The sequence below is a fragment of the Microbacterium sp. Root553 genome (assembly GCF_001426995.1).
In the GTDB taxonomy this organism is placed as follows: Bacteria; Actinomycetota; Actinomycetes; order Actinomycetales; family Microbacteriaceae; genus Microbacterium.
In genome coordinates, this window is the sequence record NZ_LMFY01000001.1 from 563,555 (window position 1) to 588,669 (window position 25,115).

Annotated in this window: 21 protein-coding genes; 16 read left to right on the forward strand and 5 right to left on the reverse strand. The window is 68.7% G+C overall.

Translation table 11 applies throughout. The annotated features are described in order from the left end of the window. Window positions 1-44: 44 nt before the first annotated feature. From ASD43_RS02610 to ASD43_RS02620, 3 genes are all read left to right on the forward strand, one after another. Window positions 45-482, forward strand: a complete 438-nt coding sequence (locus ASD43_RS02610) for a hypothetical protein (protein WP_056413174.1) — start codon at window positions 45-47, stop codon at window positions 480-482. A gap of 62 nt (window positions 483-544) precedes the next feature. After that, window positions 545-1,168: a GntR family transcriptional regulator gene (locus ASD43_RS02615; RefSeq protein ID WP_162247481.1), complete on the forward strand. Its 624-nt coding sequence runs from the start codon at window positions 545-547 to the stop codon at window positions 1,166-1,168. Between the two features lie 339 nt (window positions 1,169-1,507). After that, window positions 1,508-2,428: an AEC family transporter gene (locus ASD43_RS02620; protein ID WP_056413180.1), complete on the forward strand. Its 921-nt coding sequence runs from the start codon at window positions 1,508-1,510 to the stop codon at window positions 2,426-2,428. Here ASD43_RS02620 and ASD43_RS02625 read toward each other — a convergent pair. Next, window positions 2,409-3,167 carry a DUF2071 domain-containing protein gene (locus ASD43_RS02625; RefSeq protein WP_056413183.1) on the reverse strand — a complete coding sequence of 253 codons (759 nt, stop codon included), beginning with the start codon at window positions 3,165-3,167 and terminating at the stop codon, window positions 2,409-2,411. The genes ASD43_RS02620 and ASD43_RS02625 overlap by 20 nt on opposite strands. 67 nt (window positions 3,168-3,234) lie before the next feature. Here ASD43_RS02625 and ASD43_RS02630 point away from each other — a divergent pair, with 67 nt between their 5' ends. The 6 genes from ASD43_RS02630 (at window position 3,235) to ASD43_RS02655 (ending at window position 9,078) form a co-directional block, all read left to right on the forward strand. Further along, on the forward strand, window positions 3,235-3,747 hold the full coding sequence (locus ASD43_RS02630) for a hypothetical protein (RefSeq protein WP_056413186.1): 513 nt from the start codon (window positions 3,235-3,237) through the stop codon (window positions 3,745-3,747). A gap of 154 nt (window positions 3,748-3,901) precedes the next feature. Further along, a complete protein-coding gene (locus tag ASD43_RS02635; RefSeq protein ID WP_056413188.1) occupies window positions 3,902-5,329 on the forward strand; it encodes a hypothetical protein in 1,428 nt (475 codons plus the stop codon). A gap of 144 nt (window positions 5,330-5,473) precedes the next feature. Next, window positions 5,474-6,376 (forward strand): ABC transporter ATP-binding protein, encoded by a 903-nt coding sequence (locus tag ASD43_RS02640; protein WP_056413191.1) that lies wholly within the window; start codon window positions 5,474-5,476, stop codon window positions 6,374-6,376. Then, window positions 6,373-7,206 carry an ABC transporter permease gene (locus ASD43_RS02645; protein ID WP_056413194.1) on the forward strand — a complete coding sequence of 278 codons (834 nt, stop codon included), beginning with the start codon at window positions 6,373-6,375 and terminating at the stop codon, window positions 7,204-7,206. The genes ASD43_RS02640 and ASD43_RS02645 overlap by 4 nt, the downstream gene beginning before the upstream one ends. Before the next feature lie 55 nt (window positions 7,207-7,261). Beyond that, the gene (locus ASD43_RS02650; RefSeq protein WP_056413198.1) at window positions 7,262-8,458 is read left to right on the forward strand and encodes a sensor histidine kinase; all 1,197 of its coding nucleotides are present in this window, start codon (window positions 7,262-7,264) and stop codon (window positions 8,456-8,458) included. Further along, on the forward strand, window positions 8,455-9,078 hold the full coding sequence (locus ASD43_RS02655) for a response regulator (RefSeq protein WP_056413200.1): 624 nt from the start codon (window positions 8,455-8,457) through the stop codon (window positions 9,076-9,078). Before ASD43_RS02650 ends, ASD43_RS02655 begins: the two co-directional genes overlap by 4 nt. Window positions 9,079-9,150: 72 nt before the next feature. On the opposite strand, the gene ASD43_RS02660 is transcribed toward ASD43_RS02655, so the two are convergent. The 4 genes from ASD43_RS02660 to ASD43_RS02675 all read right to left on the reverse strand — a co-directional run bounded on the left by ASD43_RS02660 (window position 9,151) and on the right by ASD43_RS02675 (window position 13,187). Continuing rightward, window positions 9,151-10,269: a fatty acid desaturase family protein gene (locus ASD43_RS02660; RefSeq protein ID WP_056413203.1), complete on the reverse strand. Its 1,119-nt coding sequence runs from the start codon at window positions 10,267-10,269 to the stop codon at window positions 9,151-9,153. Window positions 10,270-10,436: 167 nt separating this feature from the next. After that, a complete protein-coding gene (locus ASD43_RS02665; RefSeq protein ID WP_056413206.1) occupies window positions 10,437-10,721 on the reverse strand; it encodes a hypothetical protein in 285 nt (94 codons plus the stop codon). Window positions 10,722-10,967: 246 nt separating this feature from the next. Further along, window positions 10,968-11,966, reverse strand: a complete 999-nt coding sequence (locus ASD43_RS02670) for an intradiol ring-cleavage dioxygenase (protein WP_056413209.1) — start codon at window positions 11,964-11,966, stop codon at window positions 10,968-10,970. 90 nt (window positions 11,967-12,056) lie between these two features. Then, window positions 12,057-13,187 (reverse strand): low temperature requirement protein A, encoded by a 1,131-nt coding sequence (locus tag ASD43_RS02675; protein WP_056418932.1) that lies wholly within the window; start codon window positions 13,185-13,187, stop codon window positions 12,057-12,059. 352 nt (window positions 13,188-13,539) lie between these two features. On the opposite strand from ASD43_RS02675, the gene ASD43_RS02680 reads away from it, so the two are divergent. From ASD43_RS02680 to ASD43_RS02710, 7 genes are all read left to right on the forward strand, one after another. Continuing rightward, window positions 13,540-15,072, forward strand: a complete 1,533-nt coding sequence (locus ASD43_RS02680; protein WP_056413212.1) for a sugar transferase — start codon at window positions 13,540-13,542, stop codon at window positions 15,070-15,072. Between the two features lie 96 nt (window positions 15,073-15,168). Further along, window positions 15,169-16,317, forward strand: a complete 1,149-nt coding sequence (locus tag ASD43_RS02685; RefSeq protein WP_056413216.1) for a DUF1972 domain-containing protein — start codon at window positions 15,169-15,171, stop codon at window positions 16,315-16,317. Next, entirely contained in the window at window positions 16,314-17,429 is a 1,116-nt protein-coding gene (locus ASD43_RS02690) for a Gfo/Idh/MocA family protein (protein ID WP_056413219.1), read from the forward strand. Before ASD43_RS02685 ends, ASD43_RS02690 begins: the two co-directional genes overlap by 4 nt. A gap of 2 nt (window positions 17,430-17,431) precedes the next feature. After that, complete coding sequence (locus ASD43_RS02695) at window positions 17,432-18,331, forward strand: hypothetical protein (protein ID WP_235564004.1); 900 nt, start codon at window positions 17,432-17,434, stop codon at window positions 18,329-18,331. Continuing rightward, the gene (locus ASD43_RS02700; protein WP_056413221.1) at window positions 18,328-19,488 is read left to right on the forward strand and encodes a glycosyltransferase family 4 protein; all 1,161 of its coding nucleotides are present in this window, start codon (window positions 18,328-18,330) and stop codon (window positions 19,486-19,488) included. Before ASD43_RS02695 ends, ASD43_RS02700 begins: the two co-directional genes overlap by 4 nt. Before the next feature lie 168 nt (window positions 19,489-19,656). Next, window positions 19,657-20,271 (forward strand): DUF4352 domain-containing protein, encoded by a 615-nt coding sequence (locus ASD43_RS02705; protein ID WP_056413224.1) that lies wholly within the window; start codon window positions 19,657-19,659, stop codon window positions 20,269-20,271. Window positions 20,272-20,335: 64 nt separating this feature from the next. After that, complete coding sequence (locus tag ASD43_RS02710) at window positions 20,336-25,051, forward strand: LamG domain-containing protein (protein WP_162247482.1); 4,716 nt, start codon at window positions 20,336-20,338, stop codon at window positions 25,049-25,051. Window positions 25,052-25,115: the final 64 nt, after the last annotated feature.

Consider the following 25,115-nt stretch of genomic DNA (forward strand, 5'->3'; position numbering starts at 1 on the left):
CGCCGCCCGATGCCGGACCGTCGCCGGGTGGCGATGCTGAGGAGATGAACACACGGACCACCCTCTTCGTCCCCGCTCTGATCGCCGTGGGCCTGCTGTCCCTGACCGGATGCTCCGCCGTCGACAGCATCGTCCACAAGCAGTCCACGTCGAGGTTCGACGACGTCGAGGCGTTCCGCGCCGGCGCCGACCTCGATGCGAGCTGGGTGCCCGCCGATGCCACCGCGATCACCGAACGCACGTCCACCATCGAGAAGGCGCCGGACGCCGTCATCCTGCTCACGAGCTCGTCATCGCTGTCCGACGAGTGCACAGAGGTCGAGCGTTCTTCCGCCCCCTCGTGGGTCCTGGACGATGCACCTGACCCCTACAAGGCGAAGACGGTCTTCGTCTGCGGCGACTGGGGCGTGATTCCCACGGACGACGGCTGGTTCGGCTGGACCCCGAACTCGGATGAGGAGCGCGCCTCCGCCGCGGGATGAGTCGTGCAGAAACCTTGGCAATCATCAGCGATTTCCAGGGCTTCGGTGCGTACAATTGCACTATGGGACCTGAATCACCTGTTGTGCCTGGGGCGCAACACAACCTCGGCGCCGAGGAGCTCTTCCGCCGGCTCGCCACCTCGATCGCCGACGGCACGTATGCACCGGGCGCGAAGCTGAGCGACAAGGCGATCGCCGAGGACCTCGGCGTGACGCGCACCCCTGTTCGCGAGGCCGTCCAGCGCCTCGCGCGCGCGGGACTCATGGAGGTGCACGCGAATCGCTATTCGATGGTCACCGACATCACCGACGAGCGCTCGCGCATCACTCGCGAGTTCGCCGCGTCGCAGGGTGGCGAGATCATCCGCGAAGCCGCGCTCGCGCTCTCCGAGCAGGACCTCGTCATCGCCTGCGAGCTGATCCACGACGCGATCGAGTCCGTCGAGTCCGGAAAGGGCTGGATCGAGACGCACGTCGAGCTGTTCGAGTTCCTCACCGACCGCGCGCTCAATGACCTCTACCGGCTGATGCTGAGCGACTTCTGGTACCTGGTCTTCCGCGACCTCTACCTCGGCGAGCCCAGGGTGAACACGAGGGAGTCGCTCGAGGAGCTCGAGTCGGCGATGCGGGCCCGCAGCGCGAACGCCGGCGTGCGCGCCGTGCAGCAGATGCTCCGACTCAAGTAGCCGATCGCCGCGGAAGATCGCCGCTGCGGAAGATCGTCGCCGCGGAAGAGATTGGTTCCGGTCCTCCCGCGCCCGAACGGGGAGGACCGGAGCAGTCGATGAGAAGGTCCGCATGCGCACCCACCCCCGATGGGCGCTCGAGACCGAGAGAAATCGAGGGCACCGTCTGGTTCGACCGACGCAGAGCGGCAGAGCCGGCTCGTCGTGGTATCAGCGTAAGACGGAAGGCTCGCGGACACTCATTTTCGTCCGTCCGTTGACGCGGGGTGACAGTGACTGCTATGCGCGGGAGAAGCGGTCGTGGCGGCAACCGGATCGCACCACGGTTACGCTCGGAGAATGATCGAGACGCTCACCGGATTCGCCGTCGTGGGGGTCGCGATCGCGCTGGGCTGGGTGCTCGGCCGCATCGACCTCCTGGGCCCGCACGCCCGGCACGTGCTGGGCCGGCTCATCTTCTTCGTGCTGTCACCGTTCCTGCTCTTCACGGTGCTCGCGCACGCGGACGCGAAGATGCTCTTCTCCTCGCTGCTGCCGGTGTCCGCCATCGCCGCGGTCACCATCATCGCGATCTACACGCTGGTCGCACGACTGTGGTGGAAGCGTCCCGTCGGCGAGACGCTGATCGGCGCTCTGTCTGCGGGCCAGGTGAACTCGAACAACATCGGCATCCCCCTCTCGCTCTACCTGCTGGGCAGCGCCGCGTACCCCGCGCCGGTCGTGCTCATGCAGCTGCTGGTGTTCACCCCGATCTCGCTGACGATCCTCGATGCGGTGACGAGCGACCGGGTCTCGCTGCGCAAGACCCTCGTGCGCACGGCGACGAACCCGATCATCATCGGCTCGATCCTCGGCACGCTCGTCTCCGTGCTCGATCTCACCATCCCGCCGATCGTGATGCAGCCCGCACAGCTGATCGCCGATGCCGCAGTGCCCGTTCTGCTCATCAGCTATGGCATCTCACTGCACGGCCAGCGGGTGCTCGGCTCCCCGGGCCATCGACGGGACATCATCCTCGCGACCGTGCTGAAGCTCCTCGCGATGCCGGTGATCGCGTGGGTCGTGGCCGAGTTCGTCTTCGGACTCTCGTCGTCCGAGGTGTTGATCGTGGTGATCCTCGCAGCACTGCCGACCGCGCAGAACGTCTTCAACTATTCACAGCGGTACGACATCGGCGAGACGATCTCGCGCGACACCGTCTTCCTCACGACGCTCGGGTGCCTGCCGGTGCTGATCGGCATCATGCTCCTGCTGGGCTGACTCCTGCGCGGCCGACTCCTGCGGCGATCGGGTCGGTGCGCGCGACGCGAGCGTCCGACAGCAGCAGAGGGAGGTCGCGCATCACGACGACGCTGTCGAACACGGCAGCCCCCTCGGGCAGCGCGTCGAAGAACGACGACCGTAGGCGATGCAGTCGTGCCGCCTCGACCCTCCACCGGTCAGACGCGAGCGCGACCGGTTCGACTCGCTGCCCGTCCCTCGCCAGCGACCAGCCCACCCGGCCGGAGCGGTAGAACTCGGACGCGGCCTCGATCGACGGGAAGAGCGTGCTCGACCACTCCCCTCCCACCTCGACGTCGGCATCGAGGCTGTGGGCGCCCGCTGCCATCGTGAGGGCGACGCGATCCTCCGATTCCGCGATCCGGAATCGCGCCCTGCGATGCACTCCGGGGAACAGGCGTCCGCCGAACAGCACGGGATGCCACGCCGAACTGTGGCGCTCGAAGATGAACACCCCGCTCTCGACTCCGTCGGGCCCGTCCCACTCGACGGCGATCCGATGGGCGGCGTTCTCAGACCGGAGGCCGATCCGACGCCGGACCCAGCGGGGACGGATGTCCTCGAGACCCAGGACGCAGACCCCGGCGACCGCGGAACCGTCGACGAGCTGCGGACGGAATCCGTCCGGGAGCAGCGCTGCGGCCACCGCCGGGTCGACGCGATAGCTGATCAGAAGTCGACGACGAAGCTGCGCGCGGACATCGCGGATGATCCTCATGATGCGAACATAGCACTGTAGCTAAAGTCCTCCAAGCGTCGATCGGCGGGCGCTCTAGGGTTGTCCCGTGGACAATCCGCTCATCTTCATCGCCGTGATCGTCGCACTGCTCGTGCTCGCGGTGCTGCTGCCGCGATGGGTGCGGGGCTCCGCGGGCGCGGCCGGACGGAGGGCCGAGCGCAGACTCGCCGACACGCAGCTCGCGCCGATCCTCGACGAGCTCGCCACGACCGTCGTCCTGCTCGCACCGGAGCCCACAGTGCGGGAGATCGTCGACGGCCTCGTCGTGCAGCAGCCGCGACGCTTCGCGATGCTCGACGGCGGCCGCTACGGCATCCGCTTCGTGGAGCCGGATGATGCGGTCATCCGGCTCGTCGCCGATGCCGAGGGGACGAGCATGCAGGTCGAAGGGTTCCGGGAGCACCTGGGCCGGCCCAACACCGCGGAGGCCTGGGCCGACCTGCGCACCCGTGCGGCGTCGGCGGCGGAGGCCAGGGGCATCGACGCGCATCCCGGACCGCCACTGCCCCACCGGCGGGGAGACGACGGATCGTGGGTCCGGTCCGACGGGAGCGAGTGAGTCGCCGGACTCGATGCCCTGTGCATCTCACAGCCGTCGCAACTAGGCTGTGGTACTGCCGACGGCGCTCTGCGCCGTGCTGCAGTCGGACTGCGACGGCACCTCTTCTCATCACAGATCCCGTGCCTGTGACCTGCGCCGGAAAGGCTGATCAATGAGTGAATCCCCCGACAACAACCGGACTCCCGACTTCTTCGACAAGCTGATCGAGGAGAACCCCCGCGAGCAGTCCGGGTTCACCGCGTCGTTCCGCGGCTACGACAAGGCGGAGGTCGACTCCGCTCTCAGCACCCTGCGCAACCAGCTGCAGCAGGCGAAGGCCGATCTCGCCGCCGCCGAGGCACGTCACGAAGACGACGTCGAGTCGCTCCGCGAGAAGGAGCGGATCGCGCGTGAGGACCTGGAGGCCGAGCTCCTCACCGCGAAGGCCAAGGCCGCCGAGACCGAGCAGCAGGTCGCGACATTGACCAACGAGCTCGTCGACACCCCGCGTGCCGATGGGCAGGAGGCCCCCTCGCGCGAGCAGTTCGAAGCCATTCTGCGGGTCGCGGAGGAGCAGGCCAACGTGCTCATCCAGAACGCGGCCGTGCAGGCGGATCGCCTCATGGCCGCAGCCCGCGAAGAGGTGACCACTCAGCGCGCGGATGCCGACGCCGACGTCGAGCGCATCATCGCGCAGGCGCAGCACGACGCGGATCAGGTGCGCCTGAAGATCGACACCGAGTACACCGCCCACGAGGCGACGATCGAGCGCGAGGCGGCGCACGCGGCCGAGAAGGTGCACCAGGCGACGCAGGAGGCCACCGCGATCCGCACCGAGGCGGAGAAGGGCGCTGCGGCTCTGCGCTCGCTCGTCACCCGCGAGACCACGCAGCTGCGCGCGGATGCCGAGCGCGAGGTGCGGGAGATGAACGCCCGCGTGCTGGAGTTCGAGGAGACGCTCACCCGCCGCCAGGACGACGCGCAGCAGGAGTTCCTGGTGCTGCACAACCAGGCCGTCGCCCACGCCGAGCGCATCACCACCGACGCCAACGAGCAGGTCGCGGCATCGCTGGAGCACGCGCAGCGCATCTCCGGCAAGGCCGACGACTACGAGCGTCTGATGCGCGCACAGGCGCAGACGATCGAAGCCGACGCACAGGTGCGGGCACGCGACACGCTCGACCGCGCCAGGGTGAAGTCGCAGAAGATCGTCGACTCCGTCACGAGCCACACCTCGTCGGTGCTGCGCGACGCCGAGGACCACGCCCGCCAGCTGCGCTGGCAGCAGCAGCAGCTCGCCAGCTTCATGGCCGAGGTGCGCGAGCTGATCCGCCCCGACGGCATCTTCAGCGACGAGGCCGGCAAGACCGCGGCGTCCTCGACAGCCGCGACGAGCGGTGCCGGCGAGGTTCTGGCGGCCGACGACGACGCCCTCGATGCGGAGCTGATCGACGACGGCGATGTCGAGGCCGACGACGCGCCCGTCTCGGAGTTCCGCGGGGACGAGGCTCTCGACGACGAGTACCTCGACGACGAGGCCGAGACCATCGACGGGAAGATCACGATCGAGGTCGTCGAGGCCGACGACACGGCTCGCTGAGCCCGCTCCGCCGACACCTTCGGGGCGCACGCGGATGATCCGCGTGCGCCCCGCGTCGTGATCCCGGCATCCCCCGATCGGTGGATGCCGGGCTCCGCCGCTCCACGGCTACCGCTCGGCGGCGCCGACGGCCACGCTGGAGTCATGACAGACAGCGTGATCGAGGTCCGCGACCTCCGCAAGGAGTACGGCGGCCATGCCGCCGTCGACGGCATCAGCTTCGACATCCGCCGCGGTGAGACGTTCGCGCTGCTCGGCCCCAACGGCGCGGGCAAGTCGACGACCATCGAGATCCTCGAGGGATACCGGCACCGCTCCTCCGGCGACGTGCGGGTGCTCGGCGTGGATCCGCAACGGGGAGGGCTGGACTGGAAGGCGCGCCTCGGCATCGTCCTGCAGTCCACCGGCGAGGCGGGGTCCTTCACCGTCCGTGAGCTGCTCACCGAGTTCGCGGGCTACTACCCCGCTCCGCGCGAGGTCGACGAGGTGATCGCGGCCGTCGGGCTCGAGCAGAAGCAGCGCACGCGCGCGAGCAGACTCTCGGGCGGGCAGCAGCGACGTCTCGACGTGGCCCTGGGGATCATCGGGCACCCCGAGCTGCTGTTCCTCGACGAGCCGACGACGGGATTCGACCCCGAGGCGCGACGGCAGTTCTGGGGGCTCATCCGAACGCTCAAGGCCGAGGGCACCAGCATCCTACTCACCACCCACTATCTCGACGAGGCGGCGCAGCTCGGCGACCGCGCCGCCGTCATCGTGGGCGGTCGCATCGCCGCGATCGGAGCCATCGACGAGATCGGCGGCGAGGACGCCCGCACCCCGATGGTCCGCTGGATCGACTCGACCGGCACACGCCGGGAGGAGCGCACATCATCCCCCGGGGCTCTGGTCGCCGAACTTCAGCGCACGCACGGCGAGCCGGATGCGCTCGAGATCGTCCGACCGACGCTCGAGGACATCTACCTCGATCTCATCCGCCGGCACGATGCCGCAGCCGCATCCCTTTCCGTCACATCCGCATCCGCCACCGCAGAGGAGCCCGCATGACCGCCGTGACCGCACCCACGGGATTCACCGCCGCCCGCACGGTGCGGCTCGGCGTCCGGCGCATCGGCTTCGAGCTGCGCCAGTACTTCCGCGCCGGCGACCAGGTGTTCTTCACCTTCCTCTTCCCCACGGTGATGTACCTGATCTTCGCCACCATCTTCACCGGTGATGTGGGCCAGGGCGCCGACAGCGTCAGCATGGCCACCTACTACCTGCCAGGGCTGGTCGCCGGCGGCATCTTCCTCTCCGGCGTGCAGGGGCTGTCGATCGAGATCGCGGTCGAGAAGAGCGATGGCACGCTCAAGCGCCTCGGCAGCACACCGATCTCCCCCGCCACGTACTTCATCGGCAAGATCGGCGAGGTCTTCGTGACCGCGATCCTGCAGATCGCGCTGCTCCTGACCGTCGCGGTGGTGCTCTACGGGGTGCAGCTGCCCGCCGATGCCGAGTCGTGGGGGCGCTTCGCATGGGTCTTCGCGCTCGGCCTCCTCGCGTGCGCCCTCCTCGGGATCGCCCTCTCGTCCGTCCCCCGATCCGGCAAGACGGCATCGGCCGTCGTCATCCCGGTCGTGCTGCTCCTGCAGTTCATCTCGGGCGTGTACATCGCCTTCACCACGCTGCCGGAGTGGCTGCAGAACGTGGCGTCGGTGTTCCCGCTCAAATGGATCGCGCAGGGCATGCGCGCGGCGATCCTGCCGGAGTCCTTCGGAGCGGCGGAGCCGAACGGGAGCTGGGAGCTCGGGCTCGTGGCGATCGCGCTCGCGCTGTGGCTCGTCGTCGGGGTGGTCCTGAGCCGCGCGACGTTCCGCTGGATCCGACGAAACGGATGACGCACGCGACGGCGCCGGGGATCCGCACGTTCGCAGGGGTGGGAGAGTGGAGGACATGAGCCTCACCATCCGCCGCGAGCGCCTCGGATGGGATCTCGCCGCCACTGCGCTGCTCATCGCGGTCGTCGCGCTCATCTTCGCCGACGGCGAGAGCTTCGCGGGATCCCGCTGGATGCTGATCGGCGTCGCCCTCGCGGTCTACCTGCTCTACGCGCTCGGCGCTCGACCCTACGTCGGCATCCACGAGGGGGTCGACGATCCCTCCCCTCTGGCCTCCGCGTTCCTGCAGATCGGGCTGGTCGCCGTGCTGGCCGCGGGTACCGCGATCGAGCCGAGCATGCTCCTGCTGCAGACGCTCGTGCTGCCGCTCATCTGGATGACGTCGCGCTCGACCATGCAGGCCGTGCTCGTCACCATCGGCAACGGCATCGTCCTCGCACTCGCCTATGCGTACGCCGGCGACTTCTCTGCGGATGCCGTGAGCGCCGGCGTCGTGACCACCGCACTCTCCGCCGCGTTCAGCCTGGCGCTGGGCCTGTGGATCACCCGCATCGCGCAGTGGGGCGTGCAGCGGCAGACCCTGCTGACCGAGCTCACCGCCGCACAGGCGGGTCTCGAGACCGCCAGCCGGGAGGCCGGGGCGCTCGAGGAGCGTGCCCGCCTCGCCCGCGATGTGCACGACACGATCGCGCAGAGCCTGACGAGCATCGTGATGCTCGCGGAGCGCGCCCGTGTCGACGGCTCGCCCGCGGCGCTCGAGCTGATCGAGGGCGCGGCGCGCGAGGCGCTGCTGGAGGCCAGGACGCTCGTCGCGGTGGCCTCCCCCGCCCCGTCCGCCGATTCTCTGGGAGATGCCCTCCAGCGTCTGGGCGACCGCTTCACCCGCGAGACCGGGGTGCGGGTCGACGTCGCGGTATCGGATGCCGTGCTGGCGCGGGAGATCCAGGTCGTTCTGCTCCGTTGCGCCCAGGAGGGACTCGCCAACGTGCGCAAGCACTCCGGGGCGACTTCCGCGCGCGTGAGTCTGACCGTCGGAGACGCCGCCGAGCTCACCGTCGGCGACGACGGCCGCGGCCTGGGCGGGGTGACCATCGACGACGACCGAGGATTCGGGCTCGCCGGCATGCGCGACCGGGTCGCCCTCGTCGGCGGCACGCTCACCGTGCAGGACGCCCGCGACGACAGCGGGGGCGCCACGGGCACCCGCCTCGCCGTCCGCATCCCCCTGCATCCGAACGAGGAGGCCGCATGATCCGTGTCATCGTCGCCGACGACCATCCCATCGTGCGCTCCGGGATCGTCGGACTCATAGACCTCGATCCCTCTCTCGAGGTGGTCGGACAGGCGGCGAGCGGCCCGGAGGCCGTGGAGCTCTCCGCGCGACTGCATCCCGACGTCGTGCTCATGGATCTGCGCATGCCGGGCGGATCCGGCATCGAGGCCACCGCGCGCCTCGCGGCCGAGCAGCCGACCGTGCGTGTGCTCGTGCTGACCACCTACGAGAGCGACGACGACATCATCGGCGCGATCGAGGCGGGTGCCGGCGGCTACCTGCTCAAAGCCGCACCGCACGAGGAGATCCTCGCCGGCATCCGTGCGGTCGCCGAGGGGCACACCGTCCTCGCACCCCGCATCGCGACGACTCTCGTGTCGCGCATGCGCAGCGATCGTCCGAGCAGGCCACCGCTGAGCCCCCGTGAGCGCGAGGTGCTGCGCCTCGTCGCGGCCGGCCGGAGCAACCCCGAGATCGCCCGCGAACTGTTCATCGGCGAGGCGACCGTCAAGACGCATCTGCTCCACGTCTTCGAGAAGCTCGAGGTCTCGGATCGCACGCGCGCCGTGACCCTCGCCCTGGAACTCGGCCTGCTCTAGACGCCGCACACGCGAAAGGCCCCATCCGGGAGGATGGGGCCTTTCGATCCGACCGCACTGCGGCCGTGGCGATCAGGCGCGGCCGAATTGCGCGACCGCAGGGCAGTCGAACGGATCAGCACCGGCGGCGAGGCCGACGCGGTTCAGGTACTGGATGACGATCGCGTACGACCGGCCGAGGCTCGTCTCCGTGTACGGAACGTCGTTCGCGGCGCAGTAGTCACGGACGATCTCGCGAGCCTTCGACAGGTGCGGGCGCGGCATGTTGGGGAAGAGGTGGTGCTCGACCTGGTAGTTCAGGCCGCCCATGAGCCAGGTCGCCCACCATCCGCCGCGGATGTTGCGGGAGGTGCGCACCTGCTTCGAGAAGAAGTCGAGGCGGGCGCTCGGGTCGATGATCGGCATGCCCTTGTGGTTCGGCGCGAACGACGCTCCCATGTACACGCCGAAGACGGCGAGCTGCACGCCCATGAAGGCGAACGCCATGCCGAGCGGGAGCATCAGGAACACGGGGACGAGCACGACCGCGAAGCGGAGCGCGATGAGGCCGAGCTCGATCCAGCGACCCTTGGCCTTCTTGCTGGTGACCAGGTGCTTGACGCCCAGGTAGTGCAGGTTGAGTCCCTCGAGCGTGAGCAGCGGAAAGAACAGCCACCCCTGCTTGCGGGTGATCAGACGGACCAGGCCACGGGACTTCGCGGCATCGGTCTCGAGGAACGAGACCGTGTCGACCTCGATGTCGGGGTCTTTGCCCACCTGGTTCGGGTTGCCGTGGTGCTTGGTGTGCTTCGAGTCCCACCAGGAATAGCTGATGCCGACGACTCCGGCGGCGAGGATGCGGGCGAGACGGAAGTTCGCCGGGCCCGAGGAGAGGATCTGCCGGTGCGCGGCCTCGTGTGCGAGGAAGGCGACCTGCGTGAGGATGATGCCGAGCGCGCCGGCCATCAGGAGCTGGAGCCAGCTGTCGCCGAGGAGGATGAAACCCGTCACCACGCCGCCGAGAGCGACGGCGAGGCCGGCTCCGACGAAGATGTAGAACCAGCCGGCCCGCCGCAGCAGTCCGGTTTCTTTGACGACCTGCGACACCTGCTTGTAGGCCTGTGCCATCGGGGGGAACTCTGCGTTGCCGGAGTACGTCTGACGTACGGGTCCGAGCTGGCCTGCGGTCTTTTCGACCTGCGAAATGGAGATGTTGCTCTCCTGTCGATTGGAGCCCTTGGGCTGTGAAAGCCCAAGGCGGATCGCCCAACGCTTACCTCAGGCTAGCCCGCACCCCATGCGCCTTGGGGAATACTTCGGCATCCCCGGAATATTCACAGAACCCGGAGGGGAACCGGTCAGGTTCGCCCGTTCCAGGCTCAGGCGCGGGCGCGGCGCGGACGGCGCCGGAGGGCGCGAGGAAGCGACACGGTGAAACTCCACGGGCGGACTTCGACGGGGATCTGCCCATCGAGAGCATCGCGCGCGTCATCGAGCGACACGAACGAGCCGAGGTCGATGCCGCGGTTGTCGCGAGCGAGGTACGCGGTGCCGTCGAACTCGACGAAGCCGGCGAACTCACCGGCGCGGGTCGCGACGTGGACGTCGGTGTCGGCCTGCTTCCAGGTCAAGGGATCGGAGGGCGGAAAGGTGGTCATGGTCATGCTGGTACTCATTGCTGTGCGGCGGGCGCGCGATGTCGCGACCCGCAAGATGTGAGATCGTGGGCGGATGCCGAGCGCATCGATGCGCGTGGTCCGTGATGGCCCTGATCAGTGGCTGCGCGGTGGCCGAGAGGGCGGCCAGAACACACGAAGCTCGTCAAGCCTAGCAGAGTCGACATCCGGCCGCGACGGCGCAGTCCTCGGGAGCCGGGCGATGAGGATCGCGACCCCGTGCGAGCAGTGCGATCAACCGGTCGGCGGCGTGCCGCCGCCTGGACCTCCGCCGCCGCCGGGCCCGCCGTCGCCGCCAGAGGGGGCGGAGCCTGCGGTCGGAGTGGTCGTGGTGTCGAGGCCGACCACGAGGGTCGTCGCGTAACCGCGGGTCACGTCCCCTGTGATGGTGGGCAGCTGGATGGCGGCGGAGTCGTCGCCGAAGACGTTGTCGCCGGCGAGGCTCGTCTGCGACAGGTTCCGCGAGGAGCCGTCGTAGCGGGAGTCCGCATACACGGCACTGCAGGCGTCTTCCGGCAGGGCCAGCTGCGAGGTCGCGATCGCGGAGGTCGAGTCGCTGATCGAATCGACATCCGGATAGACCTCGAAATGGATGTGCGGCCACCGGCCGGAGTAGCACCCGGGGAAGATCGACATGAACGAGACCTTCCCCTCGGCGTCCGCGACCTGCACACCGCGCAGGTAGGTGACGTCCTCCAGGCCGGAGGAGTACATCGAGTACTCCCCCTGGGCGGTGCAGTGCCAGGCGTAGACGGCCACGCCCGCGAACGGCACCCCGCCGTTCGCCAGATCGAGCACCTGGAACTCGAAGGTGAGCGGGATGCCCTCGGCCGTGGCCGAGCCGTCGATCGAGGTCGTGATGTCCTGACGCACGATGCCCGACTCCTCGAGCACGTCCGGGCCGTTGGACCCGTCACCCGGGTAAGGGCCGGCGGTCTCGTCGGGGATCTCTCCCGCCGCGGTCGCGGTGCCGGTCGGTGTGCCTGCGTCGGTGCTCGCCGTCGGGTCGCTGCTGCTGGTGCTCGATGTGCCGGTCGCGATGGGGGCGCAGGCGGCCAGGACGAATGCTCCGACGCCGAGACCGGCGAGACCGAGCACTCCGCGGCGGGTCACGAGGGTGCGGATGTCGAAGGCGGCGCCCTGATCGACGACCTCCTCATCCGCCCGGTCGAGCAGGCGCCCTTCATAGGTGGGGCCCTCAGGGGTCTGGACGGGTTCGGGGATGCGGCTCATGATCGTGCTCCTCTCGAGGAGTTCGGGATGTCGATGTACCCACGGTCACGGAGGAGGCGATCAGGAGCCCATGCGTCGTCTATGCGAAAGCTATGGACTCTTGTCGACGGGTGGATGCAGCACGAGCACCGCGACGATCGCGACGAGCACCAGCGCGGTGATCGCCACCGGGATCGGCAGGACCGGATCGAGGAGCACGACCAGCGCGCCGAGCGGGACCACGGTGTTGACCAGGCGGTCGGCGTTGGCGCGGATGGCGACGACCCAGATGCCGAGCAGGAACACGGCGATCGGGATCGTGACGGTGAAGGATGCCGCGATCTCCGACAGGTGACTCTCGCCGGTGAGGACGTCGAGCTCGACCTCGATCCCTGCGGAGAACGCCGCAGCAGCCCCGAACACGACATAGTGCGTGTATCCGTACCGGAGCGAGCTGGCGAAGCCGGTGATCGCGCGGTGATGCGGCGCCCAGAAGTAGATCCACCACAGCGACGCCGTGACCACCAGCGTCAGCACGGAGATGGAGATGAGGGGCACGAGGGATTCCAGCTCGTGGCTGGCGTCGATGATGGCGTTCGCCGAGGCCAGCAGGCTCTCGCCGAGCACGATCAGCGTGAACAGCCCGTAGCGCTCGGTGATGTGATGCGGATGCCACGGCGTCTGCCTGCGGTACTCGGCGAACACGGGCACGCTGACCTCGATCAGAGCGAACGTCACGAAGGCGATCAGTTGGAGCGCTCCCGACGGGATCAGGAGGAAGAGCACCCAGAGCACCTGCACCGCCGCGATGCCGGCCGCGTAGCGTCTCGTCGCCGCGCGGAGCTCACCTGCGCCGCGAGAGGCACGCAGCCACTGCGCGACCATCGCGATGCGCATCACGATGTAGCCGATCACCGGCATGGTGAAGTCGCCGCGCTCGAACGCCGCAGGGATCCCCGCCGCGAAGGCGAGCACACCGCCCATCTGGACGATCGTCGTGAGCCGATAGAGCCAGTCGTCGGTGTCGAACGACGTGGCGAACCAGGTGAAGTTCATCCACGCCCACCACACCGCGAAGAAGACCATCGCGTACGAGGTGATGCCGTGCACGAAATCGCCGTGGCTGAGAGCGTGGTGCAGCTCGGCCGAGGCGATGCTGACGGCGACGACGAAGACGAGATCGAAGAACAGCTCGAGCGAGCTGGCGGTGCGATGCGGCTGCGCAGGGTCGCGGGGCAGCATGCGCTGCAGCCGGAATCGCGGCACGGAGGTGGTGGTCACGCGGTCAGAGTACCGGCGTCACGCGACCCCTCGGAATGACTATCGGAATCTTGGTTCGTCCACTCGCCGGAATTACCTTCCGTTGAACGGAAGGTTCCGCTACAGTGAACGATGTCTGCAGTTCCTGCTGCCAGAACCACCGTGTGGGACGGTGTGGGCAACCCGTGATGTGGGATCACGAGTGCAGCAGGACCCGAGGGGTCGGGTATGCGGACGATGCCATGGACGTGGGGTCCGTGGTCTGGGGAAAATCTGGGGATGATATGGCGCACTGGGGAATTCTGCGTACATTCGTGACGCGCGAGGCACGAGCATGACCTCCGTCGAGGATGCGCTGAGCATCACTCGCACGGGTTCGGTCTTCACACCGGTCGCGGCACCGCGGGCGACGAAGTCGATCATGCAGACCGTCGTCACGCCACGCGTGTCGGCCACGCTCGAGCGACGTCGACAGTGGGAGCGCCGGTACCGGCTGCGACTGCGCATCACGGATGCGAGCGTCATCCTGGTCGCCATGGGAGCCACCGCGGCCGTGCAGCTGCTGACCGGCGTCGTGGGGGAAGAGGCCCTGCGCAACGGTCTGCTGCTGTCGCTGGCGTGGTTCGTCACGCTGTCCGCACTGGGCACCAGGGCGGGCACGATCCTCGGATCGGGTGCGACCGAGTACCGTCGCGTCGCGCACGCCGCAGGCCTGGCCTTCGGCATCATCGCGATCCTCGGCGTCCTCCTGGAGTGGGAAGGACTGCAGCCGCTGTTCTTCGTCGCCCTCCCGGTGGGCACTCTGGGACTGCTGTTCGGACGGTGGAGCTGGCGTCGCTGGCTGCAGCACCGCCGTCTGCGCGGCGAGTACGCGTCGAGGACTCTGGTCGTCGGCGCGACGGACGATGTCGAGTACGTGATCAACTCTCTCCAGAAGGGTGGAGAGAACGGGTACAACGTCGTGGGGACGACGCTGTTCGATCGCGAAGCCGGCACGTTGACGCTCGGGGAGAGCACCTACCCGAGCGTGGGCAACCTGAACACCGTCGCTGGGGCGGCGGTGGAACTCGGGGCGGACACCATCATCGTGGCGAGCCGCCCCGAGGGGGACCCCGAATTCGTCAAGCATCTGAGCTGGCAGCTCGAGGGCACCGCTGCGGAGCTCGTGCTCTCCAGCCGCCTGACCGACGTCGCGGGACCGCGTGTCTCGCTGCGTCAGGTCGACGGACTGCCGCTCATCCAGGTGAAGATCCCGACGTACGAGGGTGGCGTGCACGTGCTCAAGCGTGCGCTCGACATCATCGTCGCCGCTGTCGCGCTGATCCCGATCGCGCTGATCACCCCCGTGCTCGCCGTGCTCGTGAAGCTCGACTCGCCGGGTCCCCTGTTCTTTTCGCAGGAGCGCGTGGGGCGCGACGGCCGGACGTTCAGGATCATGAAGTTCCGCTCGATGAAGACCGACGCCGAGCAGCAGCTCACTGCACTGAAGGAGCAGAACCAGGGCGCCGGGCTGCTGTTCAAGATGAAGGACGACCCTCGCGTGACCCGCGTCGGCCGGATCCTGCGCAAGCTGTCGCTCGACGAGCTGCCGCAGTTCTGGAACGTCCTCATCGGCGACATGAGCGTCGTCGGCCCGCGGCCTCCGCTGCCTTCGGAGGTCACCTCGTACGACGGCACCGTCTTCCGCCGCCTGTACATCAAGCCGGGCATCACCGGACTGTGGCAGGTCTCCGGCCGCAGCGACCTGTCGTGGGATGAGAGCGTCCGCCTCGACCTGCGCTATGTCGAGAACTGGTCGGTCATGAACGACCTCCAGATCATGTGGCGCACGGCCAAGGTCATGGTGCAGCCCAGCGGGGCATACTAGTCACAGAATGCTGTGGGTCCGATTCGCCGGGGAGGCGGAGGAGACCGCGACGCAGCGAAGGGATGCGCGAGCATCCGCAATGAGGGGAAAATCAACGTGCCATCAACCGTGCGGATCCTGGGCACCCACGGCGTGCCCGCCGCCTACGGCGGATTCGAGACCGCGGCCGAGAACGTCGGCCTCTACCTGCGCGATCAGGGTTGGAACGTCATCGTCTACTGTCAGATCCCCGGCGAGGGGCCGACGACCGTCGACGACTGGAACGGCCTGCAGCGGGTGCTGATCCATGAGCCCCGGGAGGGCTGGAAGGGCACGTCTGCCTTCGACCTCACCTCGATCCGCCACGCGATGCGCGAGCACGTCGACGGCGACGTCTGGCTCACCTTCGGCTACAACACCGGCGTGTTCGACATCGTGCCACGGCTCCGCCGCATCCCGAACGTCATCAACATGGACGGCATGGAGTGGACGCGAAAGCGCTGGGGGATCCTCAAGCAGGGCATCCTGCTCGCCAATGAGCGCCTCGCCGGCCTCGTCGGCGACGTGCTGATCGCCGACCATCCCGTCATCGCGACCTATCTGCGCCGTCACTTCGGCCGCCGCCGCGTGCAGACGATCACCTACGGCGCCCATGAGGTCGTCGATGCACCGACCGCCGCCGTCGAGGAACTGGGCCTGACCCCCGACCGATACGGGATGGTCGTGTGCAGGCCGATCCCCGAGAACTCGGTGCTCGAGATCGTCCGGGCATGGTCCTCCGCACGACGCGGCATGCCGCTGGTGATCGTCGGGCCGTACGGCGATGACGACCCGTACCACGTGGCCGTGCGCGAAGCCGCCTCCGACGAGGTGCTGTTCCCCGGGGCGATCTTCGACGCCGAGCGCCTGCAGTCGCTGCGTTTCCACTCCGCCCTGTACCTGCACGGGCACACGGTCGGCGGCACGAATCCCTCGCTCGTCGAGGCGATGGCCGCCGGGAACCCCGTGGTCGCTCACGACAACCCGTACAACACCTGGGTCGCCGGCGAGGACAACGCCTACTTCCGCGGAGCCGACGATCTCGCCGGCCTGCTCGACGAGCTGCTCTCCGACGAGGACAGACGACGTCGCATGGGAGCCGCGAGCCGCGATCGGTTCCGCGCCGAATTCACCTGGGCCAAGATCGGCTCGGAGTACGAGCATTCACTCCGCACCGCGCTCGCGCGGCGCGGACATGCACAGCAGCAGACAGGGGTACACGCATGATCGATGTCGCAGTGGTCGGACTCGGGAAGATGGGGTTGTCTCATCTGTCGATGATCAAGGCGCACCCCGACGTGAATCTGGTGGGGGTGTGCGACGCGACGGGATACCTGCTCGACATCCTGGCGAAGTACACCGGGGTGAAGACCTACAAGGATCTCGACAAGATGCTCGACGAGGCGCGCCCGCAGGCCGTCATCATCGCGACCCCGACGCACCTGCACGCCGGGATGATCCGCAACGCGCTGCAGCGCGGCATCCACGTGTTCTGCGAGAAGCCGCTCGTGATCGATCCCGCCGACAGCATCGAGCTCTCCGCCCTCGCCGAGCAGAAGGGCCTGGTCACCCAGGTCGGGTACCACAACCGCTTCGTCGGGGCGTTCATGGAGGTCAAGCGTCTGCTCGACCTCGACGCGATCGGAACCGTGAACACGGCACTCGCCGAGGCCTACGGCCCCGTCGTCCTCAAGCCGGCCGGGCGCACCTGGCGCAGCGAGCGGGCGACGGGCGGCGGCTGCCTCTACGACTATGCCGCGCACCCCCTCAACCTGCTCACCTGGTACCTCGGGACACCGGAGTCGGTCAGCGGAAGCCAGCTCACCAGCATCTTCTCGGCCCAGATCGACGACGCGGTCGCGAGCACACTGCACTACGCCGACGGCACCGCGCAGATCATCTCGAACTGGTCCGACGAGTCGCAGCGCAAGATGACGACCAAGATCACGCTGTGGGGCACGAACGGGCGCATCTACGCCGACCGCCAGGAGATCCACGTCTACCTGCGCGACACCGCCACGATCCCCGAGGGATACCGGGCCGGCTGGAACGTCCGGTACACCACCGACCTCACCGAGGCCCCGTGGTTCTACCTGCGCGGCGAGGAGTACAGCGCGCAGCTGGACGCCTTCGTGCAGCGCGCTCAGGCCGGCTCGTCTGCCGGCACCAACGACTTCGCCTCCGCGGCGGTCACCGACCGGGTGATCTCCATGATCAGCGAGGACGCGGTGCGCGAGGACTCGCGGCTCACCGCCGAGGCAGCATCCGATCTCGCCGTCCAGGCGGCACCGAAGGGGCGCATCGCGGCAGCACTGACCGCCCTGCGCGGAGGGAAATGACCATGACGACATCCACCCGCACCATGGACCGACTGCTGTTCGGAGACAACCAGTTCTTCGGCGTGAACCACATGTCCGAAGAGAAGGCGCGCGCCCAGCAGATGCGCTTCCAGGACACCGACGCGATCATGAGCGTGCTCGACGCGGCGTACGACGAGGGCGTGCACACCTTCATGTGCACGACCCACGACCGGATCGCCGAGGTCACCGACCACGTCCGCACCCAGCCGGAGCGCTACGCGGACATGACGTTCTTCCCGTGCATGCCCTACGCGCACAAATACGCGAATGCGGTGACGGAGGACGGCTTCCTCGGCGCCGTCCGCAAGTTCCTCCCCGAGGAGGGACTGCTCGACAGCATCGCCCGCGGCACCTCCTCGCTCGCCCGCAAGGACATCGAGGGCATCACGACGCTGCTGATCGACGCCGAGATGAAGATGTTCGAGGGCCTGTCGACACCCGTCATCTGGCTGCAGAACGTCGTCGTCGACCTGCTCTCCGGACTCGGCTTCACCGACGCGTTCCGGATCTTCGCCGACCACGTGCGCAAGCGCTACAACGCGGAGCCCGGTTTCATCACGATGAATCTGCCCCGCCTGCTCGACGACCTCGACAAGGCCGGCGTCGAGAACCCGATCGTGTGCTCGAACATCAACAAGCTCGGATTCCGCATGTCCGGCGGCGTCGACGCCTACCGTGACGCGATGGAGAAGCGCCCGTTCCGCGCGGTCGCGATGTCGGTGTACGCGAGCGGTGCGATCCCGCCGCGCGAGGCCATCGAATGGGTGACCTCGCTGCCGAACCTCGAGTCGATCGTGTTCGGCGCCTCCAGCCGCGCGAACATCGCCTCCACGGTGAGCCTGGTCGAGGAGTTCTGGCCGCAGGCGGGCGCGCGGGCGTGACGCGCGACAGGCGCACGGTACTCCTCGCCAACCCCGGCGCCGACCTCTACGGCTCGGACCGGATGGCGGTGGAGACCGTGCGCGGGCTCGTCCAGCACGGTCGGCGCGTCGTGGTCACGGTGCCCGGCCCCGGTCCCCTCGTCGCCCTGCTGGAGGCGGCGGGCGCCGAGGTCGTCGAGTGTCCGACGCCGATCATCCGCAAAGGGCTGCTGAGTCCGCGGGGGCTCCTGACTCTCGTCGGCGAGACGATGCGGTCGATCCTGCCGAGTCTTCGGGTGCTGCGGGAGTCCGGCGCGGGGACGGTCATCGTCAACACGATCACCCCTCCCCTGTGGTTGGCGCTGAGCCGCCTGGGCGGTCGTTACACCATCTGCCATGTGCACGAGGGCGAGGCCTCGGTCACCGGGCCGCTGCGTCGGGCGCTCTACGTGCCGCTCGTCTTCGCCAACCGGGTCCTGATCAACAGCAGGTTCAGCCTCGACGTGCTCGAGGACGCCGCACCCTGGCTGGCCGCGCGCACGCACATCATCTACAACGCCGTCAGCGGCCCCGAGACGGTGGTCCCCGCTCGCGCTCACCTCGACGGACCGGTCCGGCTGCTCTACGTCGGTCGACTCTCGCACCGCAAGGGACCGCACGTCGCGGTCGAGGCCCTGAGCGAGCTCACCCGCCGGGGCATCGATGCCCATCTGTCGCTCCTCGGCGCGGTCTTCCCCGGCAACGAGGCATACGCCGACGAGCTGCAGGCGCTCATCGAGCGCCACGGGCTGCGGGATCGGGTCGACAGCCTCGGGTTCAAGGCGTCGGTATGGGATGACATCGCGCAGAGCGACATCGTCCTCATCCCGTCCACGGTCGACGAGCCCTTCGGCAACACCGCGGTGGAGGCGGCCCTCGCCGGAAGACCGGCGATCGTCAGCGACGTCGGCGGCCTCCCCGAGGCGAGCGGCCACTCCCGCAGCAGCATCCTCGTTCCGCCGAGCGATGCCGGAGCGCTCGCAGACGCCGTGGCCCGGATCTCCGACGGGTGGGACGAGTACCGCGAGAAGGCCGCATCGGATGCGGTCACGGTCGCCGAGGCGTTCTCCTCCGAGAGGTACTCACGGGAGATCGCGGCCGCGGCCTCCCGCCGCCGCGAGGAGAGCGTCGCGATCTAGAAGTTCCCGTAGCGCTCGCGAGCGCGACACGCTAGGATCACCTCATTGGGGAGTGCGCCATAGGGGTATGGTGTCACGCGGTCTGGTCGGTCTCGGCCTGACGCAGCTCCCCGCTGGGGAAACTGGGGAATGACAATCGTGGGGATTGTTCGAGCATGCGCGCCCATCGTGGCGCTGGCACTGTGCGTGGGTCTCGTGGCCTGTTCGGCCGAGGCGACGACGGATCCGTCCGAAGGGACGAAGCCGGCGGCGACGTCGTCGGCGTCGCCTGACGCCTCTCCGACCGTGGGCACCGCACCGACGCCGAACGCGGGATCGACCGATCCCGATCAGCCGGTCGTCAAGGTCGAGCGCGCAGGTCAGTCGGAGGCGCCGTCGGTGACGGCGGACCCCGCAGACACCGACGAGCCCGTCGAATACGGCGACGACGTGAGCGTCCGCATCGATGACGTCTCGTTCGCCGCCGAGACGTCGCAGGGGCCCGGCAGCTTTCCCGGCCGCGAATACGCGCGTCTGACGCTGTCGATCGAGAACGGCTCCTCCGACCCGATCGACCTGGGCACCTCGGTGCTCACCGTGCTCGACGCGAGCGGCGCCGCCGCGGTCCGCGTCTACGCCGCCGAGGCCGACACGGTCGACTTCGCCGGCGCCCTCGCCCCCGGCGACACCGCCACCGCGAGCTATGCGTTCGCCATACCCGCCGATGCCCGTGACGAGGTCACCGTCGTCGTCGACTTCGACGGCGAGCACACCTCCGCCGTCTTCCGCGGAGGGCTGGACTGACATGCGCACCGCCCGCACTCCCGACACCGCCCGTCCCGCACGACTCTCGACACGAGGAACCTCCATGACACGCACCACCCGCGGGACGAACCGTCTCCGCCGCGTGCTCGCCACGATCGCCACGGCGGCGACCGCACTGGCCACCATCGCCTTCGTCGCTCTGCCCGCCGACTCGGCGAGCGCCGATACGCCCGGCCAGCCGGAGACGGTCACGGCCGACGTGCTGCCCACCTGGCAGATCAACGGAGTCGTGTGGAGCCAGGCCGTCGTCGGCAACACCGTCTACGTCACCGGCAGCTTCACGAAGGCCCGCCCGCCGGGGGTCCCGGTCGGCGGCACGGGTGAGATCGATGCGAACAACGTGTTCGCGTTCGACATCACCACGGGCAACCCGGTGCCGAACTTCAGCCACTCGTTCGACGGACAGGGTCTCGTGGTCCGCGCGACCCCCGACGGCAAGACCGTCTACTTCGGTGGAGACTTCACCACGGTCGACGGACAGGCACGGGCCCACGTCGCCTCGTTCGACGTCGCCACCGGCGCGATGCTCGACTGGGCCCCGCGCGCCGACGGACAGGTCCGCGGGTTCGCCTTCGCCGGCGACACGGTCTACGTGGGCGGGAACTTCCGCTCCAGCGGCGGTCAGCCGCGCAGCGAACTGGCGGCATGGAACTCCACGACGAAGTCGCTCACCGCCTGGGCGCCCTCCGCCGCCGGCGACGGCTTCGTGTGGGACATGCTCACGAGCCCCGATTCCTCCCGCGTGATCATCAGCGGATCCTTCACCACGCTCAACGACGCGAGCGCGTACGGCATGGCCTCGATCGATGCCGCGACCGGTGCGACACTCCCCTGGGCCGCCACCGACCGCATCAAGTCCGCCGGCCTGAACGGTGCGATCTCGAGCCTCACCACCGACGGCACCCAGGTGTACGGCACCGGCTACGCGTTCGGCGCCGGTGCGTCGTTCGAGGGCACGTTCGCCGCCGATCCGTACTCGGGTCAGATCACCTGGCTCAACGACTGCCTCGGCGACACCTACGCGAGCTTCCCGCAGGGCGGGGTGCTGTACTCGGTCTCGCACAAGCACGACTGCAGCGTCGTCGGTGGATTCGGCGACACGAACCCGCGGTCGCGCTGGCAGAAGGCGCTCGCGGAGAGCACGACGCCCACCGGCGTGATCACGCAGAAGGACGCGTACGGCTGGGACTTCACGGGCCTGCCCTACACCGAGCAGCTGAACTGGTACCCGGACCTCGAGTTCGGCACGTACACCAGTTCCCGTCAGGCCGCGTGGTCGGTCACCGGCAACGCGAACTACGTCGTCCTCGGAGGCGAGTTCCCGAAGGTGAACAATGTGGCCCAGCAGGGTCTGGTGCGCTTCGGCAAGGCGAACGTCTCCCCGCACGCGGTCGGGCCCGTCTACAACGCCGGACTCACCCCCTCTCCGTACTCGAACGAGTCGGGCGTCGTGCGCGTTCCCTTCAACAGCGCGTGGGATCGCGACAACGCGACGATCACGTACGACGTGTTCCGCAGCCCCTCGGTCAAGATCGCCACGGTCACCCGCACCGACGGTCGGTTCTGGAACCTCCCGAACATCAGCATCACCGACAGCGGACAGACGCCGGGCGCGCAGGTGCGTTACCAGGTCAGGGCGAAGGATGCCGACGGCAACGTGCAGTGGAGCGCCTGGTCGCCCTACGTGACCGTGTCCGGCACACCCACCTCGGCCTACCGCGCTGCGGTCCGCTCGAGCGGGGCCAACCACTACTGGCGCCTCGACGAGGCGACCGGGACTCGCCTCTCCGACGACGTCGGCGACGCACCGGGCACCGCCAGCGGGCTGACCCTCGGAACGGGCGGCGCCCTGCAGAACGAGAGCACCGCTGCGATCACCTCCGCGGGCGGGAGCTCCCCGAAGATGACCACGCAGGATGTCAGCGCCGCGCCCGCGGCGGTCACCGTCGAGGCCTGGGTCAAGACGACCAACACCCGCGGCGGACGCATCGTCGGATTCGGCGACTCCGCGACGGGCACCTCGACATCGGGGAACACCGACCGCGTGCTCTACCTCGACACGTCGGGGCGCGCGAACTTCGCGATCAACGACGGTTCGTACCGCACGGTCCTCAGCCGCTCCGCGGTCAACGACGGCAACTGGCACCACCTCGTCGGCACGGTCGACAGTCAGGGCATGCAGCTGTTCGTCGACGGCAAGCGGGTCGACCGCGACCAGGCGCGCACGTCGCCGAAGATCTACAACGGCTTCTGGCGCATCGGCGCCGACCAGACGAACGGCTTCGCCAACAAGCCGACCAACGCCGGTCTCGCAGGTTCGATCGACGACGTCGCGGTCTACCCGACCGCGCTGAGCCCGGCGGACATCCGGTCGCACTACCTCTCCAGCGGGCGTTCCGCGGCCTGGAGCGCGGCGCCGACCGATGCGTACGGCGCTGCGGTGTCGACCGACAAGCCCGACGTGTACTGGCGTCTCAACGAGACCGCGGCGGGCACGATCGCCGACTCCGCGGCGGGCGGCTCGACCGGCAATCTCGGCGGCACGGTGACCCGTGGCCAGACGTCGGCGATCGGCACCGGTACCGCGACGACCTTCAACGGATCGAACGCTCTCGTGGTCGCCCAGGAGAGCTGGAACGCTCCGACGACGTACAGTGCCGAGCTGTGGTTCAAGACGACGACGACCAGGGGCGGCACACTGATCGGCTTCGGCAACACGTCGAGCGGTCTGAGCACGCAGTACGATCGGCACGTCATCATGCAGAACGACGGCAAGATCCAGTTCGGCAGCGGCCAGCCGCAGACCACGCTGCTCACGCCGACGGCGTACAACGACGGCCAGTGGCACCACGTGGTCGCCACGCAGGGCGCTTCCGGCATGAAGCTCTGGCTCGACACGCAGCTCGTAGGCAGCAACTCCATGGCTGCGTCCGAGAACTACCGCGGCTACTGGCGGATCGGGGGCGACAAGACCTGGGGCAGCACCTCCAGCAACTACATCGCCGCGACGCTCGACGAGGTCGCCGTGTATCCCACGGCGCTCTCCGAGCAGAGCATCCGCGATCACTTCGCCGCAAGCGGTCGCACCGTCCCCGGTCGGGCACCCGTCGCGGCCTTCACCTCCGCGGCGAACAAGCTGAAGCTCGACGTCGACGCGAGCACCTCGACGGACGCCGACGGCGGCCCCCTCACCTATGCGTGGAACTTCGGCGACGGCGTGCTCGCGACGGGCGCCACGGCCTCGCACACCTACAGCACGGGCGGTACCTACACGGTCACTCTCAAGGTCACCGACAGCACGTCGCTGGTCAACGTGGTGTCGCGATCGGTGACAGTGGTGCCGAACCAGGCGCCGACAGCGGCCGTCAGCGCGACGGCGGCTCACCTGGACGTCGCCTTCGACGGCTCGGCCTCGGCCGACGCCGACGGGACGATCGCGAGCTACGCCTGGGACTTCGGCGACGGAGCCACGGGCACGGGGGCGACCGCATCGCACACGTATGCCACCGCGGGCGAGTTCACGGTGACCCTGACGGTGACCGACGACAACGGGACGACCGCGAGCACGACCCGCGCGGTCACGACCACGCTGGCTCCGAACCAGGATCCGACGGCGGCCTTCACGACCTCGACGGACCTTCTCGCGATCAGCACCGACGCCACCACCTCCACCGATCCCGACGGCACCATCCAGTCGTACGCGTGGACCTTCGGCGACGGGGCGACCGGCACGGGGGTCACGGCCGCTCACACGTACGCGGGAGCGGGCACGTACACCGTGACGCTCACCGTGACGGACAACCGCGGCGGCACCTCCACGCTCACGCACGACGTCACCGTGGCTCCGAACCAGGCGCCGACCGCGGCCTTCACGACGGCGGCGACCAATCTCGCGCTGAGCGTGAACGCCGGCGGATCCGCCGACCCCGACGGGGCGATCGCCTCGTACGCCTGGGACTTCGGCGACGGCAGCACGGGTACGGGCGCCACGGCGACCCGCACCTACACGGCCGGTGGCACCTACACCGTCACTTTGACGGTCACGGACGACCGGGGCGCGACGGCCACTTCGACGAAGACGGTCACGGTCACCGCAGCTCCGCAGGTGTGGGCGCAGGACGCCTTCACCCGCACCGGGACCAACGGGTGGGGCACAGCGACGACCACGGGTGGCGCCTGGACGACGTTCCCGAACACCTCGACGGCACTGAGCAAGTTCGCGGTCAACGGCACCGGCGGGACCGTCTCGCTCTCGGCGGGGAACAACTACACCGCATCGTTGGCGGGCTCGACGGCGTCGACGAACACCGAGGAACGGTTCACGCTCGCGTTCTCCCAGCCCTCGACCGGCGGAGGATTCTACTTCTCGGCGATCGCACGTCAGATCGACAGCGCGAACGACTACCGAGCGAAGGTGCGTGTCGCCTCCAACGGCGTCGTGACGCTGTGGCTGACGAAGACCACCGGCGGCACCGAGACGATCCTCACGACGACCACGGTCAGCGGCCTCTCCGTCACGGCCGCGGACCAGCTGAGCGTGAGGTTCCAGGCGACCGGGACCAACCCGACCACGCTGAAGGCGAAGATCTGGCGCACGTCCGCCGCGGAACCCGCGGCATGGACGGCCACGACGACGGATGCCACCGCCGCCCTCCAGGCCCCCGGGTACGTGGGCGTGAACAGCTACCTGTCATCGAGCGCCACGGCGGTGCCCGTGGTGTACACGTACGACGACTTCTGGGCCGGCCCCGCGCAGTAGGCGCGGTCCGGGACGACGCGTGAGGGGCCGGGGTGCATATGCACCCCGGCCCCTCACGTCATCC